12 protein-coding genes are annotated in these 13505 nt (G+C 60.6%); 11 read left to right on the top strand and 1 reads right to left on the bottom strand.

Annotation, left to right across the window (positions count from 1 at the left end; genetic code table 11):
* Window positions 1-232 precede the first annotated feature (232 nt).
* On the bottom strand, window positions 233-1018 hold the full coding sequence (locus FFS20_RS11520) for a hypothetical protein (RefSeq protein ID WP_137825991.1): 786 nt from the start codon (window positions 1016-1018) through the stop codon (window positions 233-235).
* Window positions 1019-1579: 561 nt separating this feature from the next.
* Between FFS20_RS11520 and FFS20_RS11515 the strand changes: the two genes are divergently transcribed.
* The 11 genes from FFS20_RS11515 to FFS20_RS11465 all read left to right on the top strand — a co-directional run.
* Window positions 1580-2716 carry a conjugal transfer protein gene (locus FFS20_RS11515; RefSeq protein ID WP_137825990.1) on the top strand — a complete coding sequence of 379 codons (1137 nt, stop codon included), beginning with the start codon at window positions 1580-1582 and terminating at the stop codon, window positions 2714-2716.
* Between the two features lie 15 nt (window positions 2717-2731).
* Window positions 2732-3073, top strand: coding sequence for a hypothetical protein (locus tag FFS20_RS11510; RefSeq protein ID WP_137825989.1), 342 nt, complete (start codon window positions 2732-2734; stop codon window positions 3071-3073).
* Window positions 3070-3669, top strand: a complete 600-nt coding sequence (locus tag FFS20_RS11505) for a hypothetical protein (RefSeq protein WP_023164820.1) — start codon at window positions 3070-3072, stop codon at window positions 3667-3669. Before FFS20_RS11510 ends, FFS20_RS11505 begins: the two co-directional genes overlap by 4 nt.
* A 1-nt stretch (window position 3670) precedes the next feature.
* The gene (locus FFS20_RS11500) at window positions 3671-6262 is read left to right on the top strand and encodes an ATP-binding protein (RefSeq protein ID WP_137825988.1); all 2592 of its coding nucleotides are present in this window, start codon (window positions 3671-3673) and stop codon (window positions 6260-6262) included.
* Window positions 6263-6264: 2 nt separating this feature from the next.
* On the top strand, window positions 6265-8364 hold the full coding sequence (locus tag FFS20_RS11495) for a hypothetical protein (RefSeq protein ID WP_137825987.1): 2100 nt from the start codon (window positions 6265-6267) through the stop codon (window positions 8362-8364).
* Window positions 8365-8367: 3 nt separating this feature from the next.
* Window positions 8368-9480 carry a M15 family metallopeptidase gene (locus tag FFS20_RS11490; RefSeq protein WP_249356818.1) on the top strand — a complete coding sequence of 371 codons (1113 nt, stop codon included), beginning with the start codon at window positions 8368-8370 and terminating at the stop codon, window positions 9478-9480.
* Window positions 9481-9514: 34 nt separating this feature from the next.
* A complete protein-coding gene (locus FFS20_RS11485; protein WP_137825986.1) occupies window positions 9515-10078 on the top strand; it encodes a hypothetical protein in 564 nt (187 codons plus the stop codon).
* Between the two features lie 387 nt (window positions 10079-10465).
* A complete protein-coding gene (locus FFS20_RS11480; RefSeq protein WP_137825985.1) occupies window positions 10466-12577 on the top strand; it encodes an FtsK/SpoIIIE domain-containing protein in 2112 nt (703 codons plus the stop codon).
* Window positions 12578-12587: 10 nt separating this feature from the next.
* Window positions 12588-12830 (top strand): hypothetical protein, encoded by a 243-nt coding sequence (locus tag FFS20_RS11475; protein ID WP_137825984.1) that lies wholly within the window; start codon window positions 12588-12590, stop codon window positions 12828-12830.
* A complete protein-coding gene (locus tag FFS20_RS11470) occupies window positions 12827-13126 on the top strand; it encodes a hypothetical protein (protein WP_023164827.1) in 300 nt (99 codons plus the stop codon). The genes FFS20_RS11475 and FFS20_RS11470 overlap by 4 nt, the downstream gene beginning before the upstream one ends.
* A gap of 50 nt (window positions 13127-13176) precedes the next feature.
* Window positions 13177-13505, top strand: a 329-nt coding sequence (locus tag FFS20_RS11465; protein ID WP_137825983.1) for a glutaredoxin domain-containing protein, incomplete at its 3' end; no start/stop codon positions are given.

Raw genomic sequence — 13505 nt, 5'->3', positions numbered from 1 at the left:
CGTATGGGGGCCTTGCCAGAGAACTGAGGGACATACCAGACGTCTGGCAGGACAACCATGTAACGGCCGACGTGACCATGCATAGCCAGATATATTGCGAGATCGCCAGGGTAAGCAAGATATAACAAGATATCGCTCGGCGCGGCCGGAGGTGGCCAGTGCAAGCAAGAGGTCGGTGGGCATAGCCAGAGACCGCCAGAGTACGCAGGAGGCGGCCACATGCGGGCAGGTGTCAGGAGATGTTGTCCTGCTTGATGTGGTTGGCGAGGGCGGACTGGAGGCGGGAGAGCAGCCGGTGAACCCGCTGGTACAGGGCATCACGACTGATTCCGAGGCGAGCCGCGAGTTCGATGCGAGCTTCATGGCCAGTGTGGGTGAGGTAGTAGGCCCGGACAAGCTCAATGTTCGCTGGGGTGAGGACGTCCTTCTCCTCAGCCCAGGCGAGGATGACGTCGACCTGTGAGGCAGCGGAGCGCGAATCGGCGTGCGGGGAGTCCTCAAAGGCTCTGTAGGTGTGGATTTCGTCGGGGGAGAGGCAGCACGTTTCGTGCCTGGCGACCTTGCCGACGGTGTAGGGGACCGCGTGCTTGAGCATTCCCATCGCGAAGTTCGCGACGACCTTGGTGGAGAGGGCGAGATTGTAAGTGCCGATCGTCTCCCAGGTGGCTGCGATGACATGCGCGTACATGTCGTTGCGATCGGTGTACTGGGCCTTCACCGAGGGGTGGTCGACCAGGCGGATGATGCGCGGGGCGAAGGCGGTCAGGATGCAACGGCCGGCAAGGGAATGCCCCGCCTGGGCGAGTGAGATGAGGCTGTGGAGGATGGCGTCGGCTTCGTTGCGGGGGAGTGTCGAGATCCGGAAGGGGATCTCTGCGAGCTCGAAGCCCCGCAGCGCCGGGTACTGAGCGGTCCATTCGTCGAAACGGTGTCGAGCTGCGTCGGAGTAGCGCCGTTCATTCCACTCTTCAGTGAGTTGGCGCAGAGAGTGCGGGGTGGTGGAGATCGTGCGTGACATGGGTGGCTCCTTGTACGTGATGTGGTGCCACCCACGCTCCTCAGCCGCTCTCGGCTGGATTCTCGATTGTCGCGAAGTGTTCAAGGGACATACCGCGCGGCCCGCTCTCGCTTACCGGCATCGTTCCTGGTCAGAGGGGCTGCAATCTGAGGAAAAAATTCTGGAGAAAGTTCTGCCACTGGTGTCAGATCTGGCCAATTCTGAGGGCTTATATCGGTAAAGGCCCGCCAGAGGAGGACTGATGACATCCGCGAATATCCCGGATATGGCGCTCACCGTGACCGCAGAGCAGAGGCTCAAGGAACTCGCTCAGGCGGTTGTGGAGCGCCCCTGGTCCTTCGCGTGTCAGGACGCTCTGTCGAACTTTCTGCAAGAGGATCTCCCGTGCGCTCGAGAAGCGGCTCATCGCATTCTGGCCGCGGAAGGGATCCCAGCAGTGACCAAGACCAGCAGGATCGACGAGGTCTCCTGCACAAGACCAGCCAGTGGAGGCGGGACTCAAGGTGATGTGGCTCCTTCCGGGCCCGCCTCCACTGTGCTGCACAACGAGGAGGGAACATCATGCTCGGACTGCTGACTAAGACGAAAACGACCGGGGACACGGTCGATGATGCTGATGGTGTTGAGGCCGGGGAGGAACAGCGTCGACCGCGGCGCTCCCGAAAGCAGCCGTTGCAGTTCCCGCGGTTCTTCGCGAAGAAGGCCGCTGAGAGCGATGAAGAGGAATCACCGGCTGGCCGGGTGATGGTCTCCACCCAACACAATGCGTGGATCCGCAAAGCAGTTGGGTACACAGTCATTGCAGCCATCGCTTGCGGGCCAGTCGCCCTCGTTCAGGTTCTTCAAGACGAGCCGGCCCCGCCTCCTCCGGCGGTAGAAGCGGGAACTGATGCCGCTGCACTGACTGAGCACGACCGCGCTGGCGCCTTCGGTGTCATGGTGGTCTCCAAGTGGCTGACCGCCACCCGCGCAGACTCCGACTCACTTGGACAGTACTTCGCGGATGCCTCGACTCGAGGTTTTGAGACCAAGGCGATGGAAATTGCTCGTCCGTCTGTCGTCAGCGCCACGAAAAGCGACTCCGGTCTGTGGTCGGTCGTCGTCGCCGTCGACACAAAGTCCACCGAGAAGGCCAAGGGCCAAGACGACAAAGTCACATGGACCACACGCCACTTCGAAATTCCCGTCCGCGTCGAGTCCAGTGGTGAGGCGATTGCGCAACGGGCGCCGTCGATGGTGTCCCTTCCATCCCCAGCACCCGGCACAGCACTTGCCTACGGTGAGGACCTCAACGCCACGGGCGCCATCGCAGTGATGAGCGGGGAATTCCTCAACGCACTCTTGGCCGGCAACGGAGACGTGTCCCGACTGACAACCCCAGGCAGTGACATCGCTCCGGTCGACCCAGCCGCGTTCACCTCGGTGACCGTCTCCAAGGTGCAAGCCACTGCCGTGGAGGTCGACGAACCGACCGCAGGTGATGCCAACGACATCCTGGTCACCGCCGTGGGCAAGACCGCTGCCGGGGAAAGCATCCCGCTGCAGTACTCGATGAGCATCCTCAGCCGAGACGGCCGCTGGGAAGTCAAAGCACTGACTCAGCCGCCCGCTACGGAATCACCCGATGAGGCTGACGCCTCACCCTCAGAGCCCCCGTCGACCCAGACAGGGTCGCCGGAACCCACCCCCACCAATTGAAAGGGATGAACCACTATGTACACCGATATCGCGAACCTCGCATATACGGCACCAACCGTTGTAGCAAGCGGTGGAGTCACTGGCTGGATCAATGATCAAACGTCACAGTTCACAGAAGCCTTCAACGGGGTCCTGCTGCTCATTGCTTCGATCATTGCAGTGGTCATTGCGTTCTCAGGCCGCACCGTGCTCAGTGCCCTGACAGGCTTCGTCGTGGGCGTGTTGATCTACTGGGGCGGCACCAACATCGACTTCGGCAAGGACAAGGTCGAGGAACAGGTCATGGGCACCCCCTCGGAAGCGGTGCTGACGATCGATGCCGCTGGGGATCTGCCAACGGTGGTTGATGTGGGATGAGCACCACGGACCGCCAGCAGACACCCGAGGTTGCGAAGTTCTTCAGTCAAGCTCGTCGAATTCCGATGCTCATCGGAAAGATGCCCGACGGGTCGAAGATCTGGGGCGGACCCTATACCGTCTACCAGCTCATCGCGCTCCTCGTCACCGGCGCCGGGCTGTATCTCTTCCACGGTATGTGGTCGACGGGAGCGATCCTTGCCGATCTGGTGGTTGCAGCAGTCATAGCAATGTCTGCGGCACTGCTGGCCGGCCAAATCCCTCTCGACGCACGCAATCCGACCGCCTTGGTGTCGAGCTTCGTTAACGCTCTGCAGTCACCGCGGACGGGGACATACCACGGGAAAGCGCCGCGGCTACGTCGACCTCACCGAGCGAACGTTGCGATCTCCGCGCAGCCTCTCTTCCTCGAGGCCGAAGCACTAGCTGAGAAGGACCCCATCACCGAAGCCCCTGCGGAGGTAGACGCAGCAGTCGAACCAGACCCGGAACCCACAACACAGGACGAGCCTGTATCACCTGAACCGCAGTCCGTGACAGAGCTCCCACGGACGGGTCTCGAGAGGCTTATCGCCCAATCACAGAAAGTGAGCTGACATGTTTACCGGCACCTCAACCCTCTACGACACCTACGCTCATCTCCAAGGAAATCTGCTCTGGACTCACAACGGCTCTGTCTGGGCCATGTGGCGCATGCGGGGCGTTGCCTACGGCCTGAGGAGCAAACGCGACCGAAAGACCGTCAGGGATCTGCACAAAGTCATGATGCAGCAGCTGCGCGGTGAAGTTCTGCTCCTCGGGCTGACTACAGCAGAAGGGCCCGCGGGGGTTGTGCGCCGGATGATTGAAGGCATCGATCTGAACGAAGCTCCGGAATGGGCAGCGGAGGTCGAGGCCACCTGGGATGTGCTCGAGGACGTCCCAATGGGATCACGAGCCTTCTGGATGGCCGTGCCCCTGTCCAACCCCGGGTTGAAGATGATCACCGAACCGCTCAAGGCGGGAGTGAGGCAAGCTACGCGAGCCGCAGATCTCGGTTCTGGCCTGCCGCCGCAGGAGGACATCGCATTCCGCATGGGGCAGATGCGGGAAATCGAGGACTTCCTCCCGAAAGCATTCCATCCCCGCCGTGCCACGGTCTCGGACTATGTCTGGATCGCCCACCACTCTCAGTCCCGGGGTCTGTCGGTTGACTTCGCGGTACCCGGGTCGCGGATGGGGATCAACGAGAGAACGGACGAGGAGACCATCCTCCACGCACAGCAGGGGTCGGTGATTCCGACTCCTGTGATCGATGAAGGAGCTCAGTCAGACGAGACCGCTCGGACGGTGCACATTGCGAAGACCCGGCCAGTACTGAAAGTTACCCAACCCGGTTCAGACGAGTCCTCCTACCAGACGCTGCTGGCCTTGTCAGGGGTTCCCGCTGGAGGCGTCGAATTTCCTGGATCTGAGTATCTGAACAGGCTGGATGAAACGGGCCTCGAGGTCGATTTCGTCGACCGCTGGAAGATCTCAAGCAAGGAGAACGCGGCACGGAAGAACCGTTCGGCATCGAAGAAGGTCTTCGAGCAGGCCGACCAGCGGGAAGGCGACCAGGCAGCTCTCGGCCGGACCGACCTCGATCGCTCGATGGCCGAGCAACGAGCATATGTGGCTGAGCTCGACTCGACTGAAAACGAAGTCGAGGTCGAGGTGACCTCAATCTTCGCTGTATCTGGTCCCGACGTCGCCAGCAGCAAAGCCAACGCCAAGGCCTTGTCGCAGTGGTTCAAGAATGTCTTCGAGTACAAGCTACATATGCCCATCGGCGGCCAAGAAGAGCTGTGGGACGCGATGCAGCCAGGCTCCGTCAGATCTCGGCTCGTCCGTGACTACGCACAGCTGACGACCTCCCGAAATGCTGCCAGCAGCGTCCCGATGGCCATGAACGCGCTCGGAGACGATATTGGGATGTGCTTCGCCCTCAACCGCAGCGGCGGGCGCAACAACATCGTCATCCTCGACCTGGAGGGTGCTTCGACCACTCTCGAAGTGTCAGCCTCGATCGGTATCGCTGGCGAGCTCGGCGCCGGCAAATCATTCTGCATGAAGAAGATCGTGGGAGGCGTCGTCGACCGCGGCGGCTCGGCCTTCATGATCGACCACTCAGACTCGGCGGAATGGGCGATCTATCTCAAGTCGGTAGTCGGGTCCGAAATCGTCGACTTCAAGGAACCGGAACGATCGATCGACCCGTTGCGGATCCTGGGTCAAGAAGAAGGGGGAGAGGCGCTCCAGTCCTTCCTCGCGCCCCTGCTGAGCCTGGACCTACGATCGACGGACGGCACAGCCTTGTCCGAACTCCTCGACCCGGAATACCTTACCGAGTTCGGGATCGACTCCACGACGACGCTTCTCGAGCACATGCTCAGCGATGCGTGCGAAGTCGAGAACGCGAAGGCCATCGGCAGGAAGCTGCGCAACTTCGCTCAGAAGAAGTTCGCCCGGGCCATGTTTGATGACTCGCTCCCACCGTTGGACATCAGAGCGCGTGCCGTCGTCGCGGCCACCCGCGGCGTGAACTTGCCGACCAAGGACGAGCTCCAGAGCCCGCACCTGTTCAAACAGATGCGGCTGGACAAGATCTTCGGCCGCGCGGTCTACGCCCTGCTGGCTGCGCTGGGACGGCAGTACTGCTTCGCCGATCGCAGCAGACTGGCAATCTTTGGAGTCGACGAGACACATCACGTGACAGGCTCGCCTGAGGGTGAGGCCGAGATCATGACGTTCATCCGTGAGGGGCGCAAGGCTCTCGCGAGCGTTCTTCTCGGTTCACATGATCCTGAGGCCGACTTCGGCTCCGACACCCTGCGTGGGCTGATACCCACACGGATTGTGATGCGCCATCGCGACGACAATCTGGCGAGGAAATCCCTCAAGTGGTTGGGCTTCAACGAAACGGACGACACCTTCGAGGACTTCGTCAAAGAGCTGACAGAGGATACCTCGCCAGTCACCGTGCTGGAAAACGGTGAAGACGGAGTCGACGAAAACCGCCGTGGTGAAGGATTCATGCGCGATTCTCGAGGCCGTCCCGGTCGAATCCAAGTGCTCCCACCAGCCCGAAAAATCCGGCACATCGCGGCAAAAGCCTCCCCTGGCGAAGCCGCTCTGCGGGAGCAGCAAGAGATGCTCGCGGAGGTGTGATCATGAATGCAATCAGCTACAAGCTGCGCCAGCTCCGAAAAGTCCGCAGCACGCTCTCAAGATTCAGCAGGTGGCTGCGGACCACGCGGAAGGGCAGAATCCTCCTCGGCATCGGTCTGCTTCAGATACTCCTCTGGACGGCCGGCCCAGCCGTGGCAGATGGGCTCGTCGACTCCCGTTCTCCCGCAGCGTTCCTTCCCGGCTTCAACATGGAAGACTCCCACGGAGTGAAGATGGGCTGGTTCCTCGACCTCGACATCGACGAGGGAGGGATGACCAACTGGACCGGGTTCTTAGCCTTCACCATCACCAACCTGCTCTGGGTCTGCTACTGCTACATCATCAGCCTGCTGCTCTACTTCGCCAAGACGATCTTCAACATGGAGTGGCTGGACTGGATCACACCACCGATTCAAGACGTGGCTGACGCTCTGGAGAAGTTCATCGGCTCGATCGGTTGGGTCGGTCTGTTCGGTGTGATCGCCGGACTGATCGCCGGCGTCATGGCGCTGAAAGGTGCTTCCGTCCGCGCCCTGGGCCAGATCTTCATCGCGATGATCGTCGCAGGTCTGGCCACAGGAGTCCTCTCCAACCCGGTCTCGTTGTTGACAGGCGATGACGGGGCTCTGATGAATGCCCAGAAGTACGGATCCGAGGCCGCTGTGGTCCTGGTCGACCCGGAGGCAGCCACCGGCGACAGTGACCTCAACGTCGACAACGCCATCATCGCCCCGCTGATCGACATCTTCGTTCGCCAACCACACCAGGTGCTCTCATTCGGTCAGATCGTCGACGGGACGGACTGCGAGGAGACCTACACCGAAGCAGTCCAGGGGGATAAAGCGAAGATGGGCATCAAGGACGGTGCTGATCCTCGTGGAGCAATGGGCGACTGCCACAAGCCGCTGAAGGAATGGGCCGATAACACGTCGATGCTGTCCGCCGGCCTCGCTGTGATGGTGCTGCTGAGCAACAGTGTGCTCAACTTCTTCCTTGGGGGACTCCTGGCACTGCTCGTTTGGTCGGCGATCATGGCGATGTGGGAAGCCATCAAATTCATGTTCACAGCTCCCGGCGGAGTGATCTCAGGCGGGATCCGCGGCCTCGCATGGCGCAACATCTCGCACGCAGGCCTCGAATGCCTCTACGTGGTGCTCTTCCTCGTCTTCATCGCCGTCTACATCAATCTGACCCGAGACTTCCTCGAAACGATCCCGACCCAGGTCTACGTGATCAGGCAGATCATGGTGAACGTTTTGCTCATCTTCGGGTTGATCATCGCGTTCGTGATGCGCAGGAAGTTGAAGAAGCAAGGAAATCGTCTCGGCGATGCGCTCAACCAGATGACAGGCGGAGGTGCGATGCCGGCACCGGTCCAGGCCAGCCCGTTCAAGGCCATGGCCGCGGTCGAGGCGGTCAAAGGTGCAGCGAGCCTGATGGCCAAGTTCAAGGGCTCCGGTTCGGGATCGTCGGCACCAACCACCGCGCCCCGTCCGGTTTCGGCACCTGCCGGCAAGACCCCGGTCGCTCCCAGTGGAGGGCGGTCAGGGCCCAGCGCACCTCCCGCGCCGACGCCTTCTGTGCCCAGTAATCCGTCCAACTCCCCGGTGACGCCAACAGCGGGAGCTGCGGAAAAGCAGGTGATTCCGTCTCCACAGCCGACCGAGCTCACGTCGACACCGCAGCCCAGCTCTCAGCCCAAGGTCGAGGAGAAGCCGAAGACCAAGGCAGGAGCGAAGGTCGCTCGCGGTGTTCTCAAGGGTGCGGAGGTTGCCGGCCAGGTCATGACCTACATTCCACCGACTGCGGCAGTGGGCAAGGCCGTCACCATCGGCACCACGACGATTGGCGCCGCAGATCGTGTGAACCAGCGCCTGAAGCAGTCCAAGGGAGACTCCTGGCCCCACGGATCCTCGAGCAGGAGGGCCGGCCCATCAGTGGTCAACCCCCGCAACCACAATTTGCCCGGCGGCAAGCCGAAGCAGATGGATGCGATGGACAAGGAGCTGCAGAAGATGATCGCGGATGCAGCGAACGCGAAGAAGTCCACACCTCCAGTGAGCCCGAGCGCCAGCAAGGGCAAGGCTATGGCTTCGGTGTAAGCGATGGCCAAGTTGCTGTGGACCATTGCCGGGTCAATCTTCGCCATCGTCGTCATCGTCGGAACTGGCGGTCTGATCATGTTTGTGCCGCTGATGGCTGGCTCCGGCGAAGACTCGGGTGGCGGTGATTGCTCCGCGGTGGTCGAGGGCGATGACGTAGTCAAAGACGTCACCGCGCCGATGCGCAAGAACGCCGAAGCGATCATCGTGGTTGCCGAGGAGGAGAAGATGCCCGAGGAGGCCGCGGTCGTGGCAATCATGGTGGCGATGCAGGAATCTCAGCTGGGCGCGGCTCCGGGGATTGACCAGCCCAACGGGGACGGCGATGCAGGGGTCTTCCAACAGCGTCAGAAGCCAGGCTGGTACGGCACACTCGAACAGGTCACCGACATCGACTACGCAGCGAAGATCTTCTACAAAGGTGTCGACATCACTCTGGAGGGGTTGAGCGAAGCTGAGAAGTCCGCGGCCGCCGGACCCGAGGGCTATCACATCCCAGGCCTGACCAACATCGATGGGTGGGAAGAGATGAAGCCAGGCACTGCTGCCCAGAAGGTGCAGCGATCTGCGTTCCCCGATGCCTATGACAAACACGAAAGCGTAGCTCGTGCCTTGGTCGGAGGCACCACGGTGGAGTGCGACGACGGTGGCGGTGGAGGGTCCGGTGACTGGGACGACCGCGACGGGAAGACCAAACCCGGCAAATGGGGAGGCTATGACAACGGCACAATCCCGCTCGAGGAACTCGACGAGATCCCATGGGCGAAAGGCGAGTATCTACGACCCGATGCGGCCGCTGACTTCAACAAACTCAATGCTGCGTTCAAAGCCAAGTTCGGATACAACATCGGCGTCACCGACTCCTATCGGACCTACGCCGAACAGGTGGAGCTGAAGAAGCGCAAAGGGAAGTGGGCAGCGACTCCAGGCACCTCAAATCACGGGTGGGCAATGGCCGTGGACTTGGGCACCGGCATCAACAATTTTGGTTCGAAGGAATACAACTGGATGAAAGACAACGCCACGAAATATGGATGGAAGCATCCGGATTGGGCCGAGCCGGGCGGGTCCCTGCCTGAGCCCTGGCACTGGGAGTACTGGGGCTACCCGAAGTGAGCAGCCAGACACTCATGGCCAGCGATAGGAAGTGATGACAGTGAAACCATGGTCCTGGAAACAGTGGACAGCATTGGGAGTCTTCGTCGTGCTCGTCGGGGTTCTCATCTTCAACGGGATACGCAATCGAGACGAGACTCGAGCCGCTCAGGAAGTAGAAGAGGCTCCTTCGGCGACTGCGACTCCGTCCGAGGAGCCCGAGCTTGATCCGGATGAGATTGACCGGCTGACAGAGGAGCAGGGTGAGAGCGGAGAACCGGAATCGGGCCCGGGCGACCTTCCCGTCGACGAGCCATGGTTCAAGACCTGGAAGCAGGCAGCCGAGCAGCTGGCGATTGCGTTCGTCGACACGAGCGGGGGACAAGAAGAGTGGACCGACACCATGAGCGAGATGATGACCGATCGTCTCGCTGAATCATATGAGTCGGTCGACATCCGCAACGTTCCACAGGGGACATACCAAAGCGTGGAGCTCGACGAACAGGCCTCCACTGCAGACGCCGTGTGGGTGACCATCACCTATGACACCTTCACGATGAAGGTGCGATTGCGGCACCACAATGAGCGGTGGTTGGCCGAGGAGATCGAACCCGTGTAGCAGTCCATCTGGCAGACGCACAGAGAGGGCCGGCACCCAGTCATCGGAGGTGCCGGCCCTCTCTGTGCTCTCGTGCGAAAGTGCTTTGAATCGTCATGCTTCGCCAGGGAGAAGCCTGGTGATGTCTGGGGATGAAGGGGAGGGAAATACTTACACATCTGGTAGATCTAATTTTGGCCTCTGCCCCCCGGAGCAAGCTCCGTTTGACCGAGTCAAAATCGAGTCTAGCAGGTGGTGTCAAGTGTGCGGCCGGATATCGTCCTGACATCACAAGAGTTCACCAGACGTCACCATGCAAGGGGACATACCAAAAAATCGTGTTGGCAGATGTCAGATCCGGTTCCTCGAAGTGGCCTATATCGGTAAAGAGCAACTCGAGGAGATGGCATGAAACAGAACCCATTCGAGCCATGGAAGAGACGCGGATTGGAGGATCTCGGATTCAGCGAAGGATCTTCGGTCGGTCTGACGCCGCGAACGGTGATGTGGCCATACGGTATGGTCCTCGCCGGGGGAGCGGCAGTCGCTTGCGCGATCGCCGCCATGATCCGAGGGTGGCCGCTCTGGAGTTTGGTAGCCATCCTGATTCTGGGGTTTGTGGCTGCCGGACTCGTGTCGATCTTCGGGTGGCGCAAGCAACGCAGAGACGAGCTCGCAGATCGCATCATCGAATCACTGGCCGTGCTGATCTCCGACACTAAGAGGCCATCACGACGGGACTACCAATTCCGTTCTTGGGTACCCGGAGACTTCAAACGACCGCTCGATCGATTCATCGGGGCGCCCGCCGACATCCGGATTCGGTTCGAAGCTCGCTTGGACGAAGAGAGCATCGACTGGCGTATGGCGGTGGCAGACAAGGTGTCTCAACGCTCCGGAATGGACTACGACATCACCCGGTATGACTCTCGAGCATGCGTGCTCGCTCTCGGGTTCGCGGCCCCGGTTGAGGAACCCGAACCAGACCCGGTCTTCAAAACCAAAACCACTGCATTGGCCAAACAGGTCTTCGGAGATTCGGCAGCAGTATCGGTGGCCCTCAACGGGGATGACGAGCCGTTGCCGACACAGCTCTCTGTCGAATATGACACCGACCGAAAGTGGGCAAAGGCTTCAGTACGTCGTGATATCGAAATGACAGTGAACGCTCTCCTGCCGGGACGGTGGCGCCCGGATTGGAACCTCACCGATGACACCGTCCAGTTCGAGCTCCGCCCGACAATGCCGCTGTCGATCCCGCACCCTCGCCCAGACACATTTGGCCAGGTTGAAGATACGATCCTGCCCTACGCCGAAGACGAAGACGGCCGCATCGTGGCGTGGGATCTCAAAGCAGCCGGACCGCACATGATCGTGGTCGGCCGGACGGGCACAGGCAAGACCGTGCTCATCATCGGGATCCTCATCGAAGCGGCAGCGCGCGGTTGGAAGATCTGGGTCTCTGACCCTAAGAGAGTCGAGTTCCTGGGTCTGCGCGGCTGGCCCAATATTCAGATCGTGGCCACGCAAGTTTCGGAGCAGGTCGCGATGATCTATAAGGCGTGGGAACTGATGGAGTATCGCTACTCCCTCATCGAAGCCGGCGAAGCTGACGAGGACGACTTCGAACCTCTCATCGTGTGCCTCGACGAGTACCGTGACTTCGTCGCCATGGTGACCGGCTGGTACCAGTCAGTCAAGGAAAAGGGGATGCCGACCAAATGCCCCGTGTTCGAGTGGATCGGCAGCCTTGCCCGTAAGGGACGCACCGCGCGCATTCATCTACTCATGGGCACCCAGCGCCCCGATGCTGACTTCCTCGGCGGCGAGATGCGAGACAACTTCCCGGCCAGAGCAGCATTGGGCAGCCTCTCGCCACAAGGTGCACAGATGATGTGGAACTCTCCATCGACAGGGATCGCGCTGCCGAAGGGAGTCAAGGGCCGAGCCACCGCGGTGACCGTCGACGGTGCACCGGGGGAGGTCCAAGTGTATTGGACCCCGGACCCTCGGAGAGCTAAGAAATCGGGCAACGAGGCCGATATGGCAATCCTGGAGAGTCTGCGACCGCCGGAGGCTGTGCACCCGCCATTGAGGATCGACATCGCCGACGAGCCATTCGATGGAGATGACTACAGCGAATGGCAGGAAGTTCTGGCTGCAGAGCTCGTCGAGATCTCCGTGGAAGAAGCGATGAAGCCTCGCGCGGTGTCGACCAAGACGGTCGTCAACGCTGTGATCGAGGACAAGCGAGTCGCGGATTCCGAGGACGGATATATGCCAACAGAGGACCTCCAGGCTTGTGAAGTCGAAGCCGGTGATCTTGTCAGGGTGGACGGACAGTGGGTTGCTGTCGAGGGCTCGATCGAAGATCCAGGAGAAGAGGATCTGTGGTGCATCGACTACCGCACCGACGATGACGAATCCGAGATGCTCGCAATCGACGCGAGCGAAGTGCTGCCCGTGAGGAAACCAGACAACTCCGAAACTGAGGCTACTGGCCTCCTGGACGAACAGTGAGGACCGTCTGATGAGCACAGGGGGACATACCATCAGCGCTGAGTTGGAGCGGGTCATCGATGCCTGGCTTCTCATGGAGCTCAGGCACGAAGGCCAGGTCGACGTCGACGACACGATATCGATTGAGATCTCCGAGTCCTGCGCTGCCGAGATAGCCCAACACCCATTGGCGTACTACCTGGAATCCCTCCCGCGGTTTGGGCCGGAGGTCGGGATCGAAGTCTCTGTCAACACAGGAAAGGACCAATCATGAACTGGAGCAAAGAAGAAGAGCAGATCATCACCATTCTGTTGCTCGCCTGCGGTGGCATCGGGTCCATCGTGCTTGGCGTCGCCGTGCCGGCGTTTCGTCAGGCACTCGTCGACTTCCACATTCTCGCGGCAGAGGGCGTCGTTGTGCCCTTGTTCGGAGACGATATCGGCCTTGACTGGGCACGAATCATCATCGGAGGGGCAGTTGTTCTCCTCGTCGTCGGGTTGCTCATTCTCAATGCGGTGGTGAGGCTGCGCCGCCGGCGCCGGCTGATGCGTATCACGGATGCCTTGTGAGCGGGCAGCCCACCGAATCCGAATCAGCAATCAAACAAAGGGGACATACCATGACAAGTCATCCAACCGTGTACACCAGCGATGAATGCAACAAGTGCACTCGAACTAAAGGCGAGTTCGAGCGCCGAGGAGTGGCCATCACCGAGATCAATGTCAAGGAGACACCAGGTGCCGTGCCAGCGTTGAAAGCGATTGGGTTTGGAGAACTGCCGGTTGTCGTCACAGACGATGACCGCTGGTCCGGGCACCGGCTCGACAAGATTCTCTGGGGTGTGACACTTCTCGTAGACAGTCGTTACCAGGAAGGCACGACAGGGAATCATGTCTACGAATCGCAGGACGTTCACGCCGGAGTTCAAAGCCGACGCGGTCCAGTTGG

It is taken from the genome of Brevibacterium sp. 2SA (genome assembly GCF_005502845.1).
Lineage (GTDB): Bacteria > Actinomycetota > Actinomycetes > Actinomycetales > Brevibacteriaceae > Brevibacterium.
The sequence above is the reverse complement of the archived record's forward strand: the minus strand, read 5'-3'. Positions and strand labels throughout refer to the sequence as shown.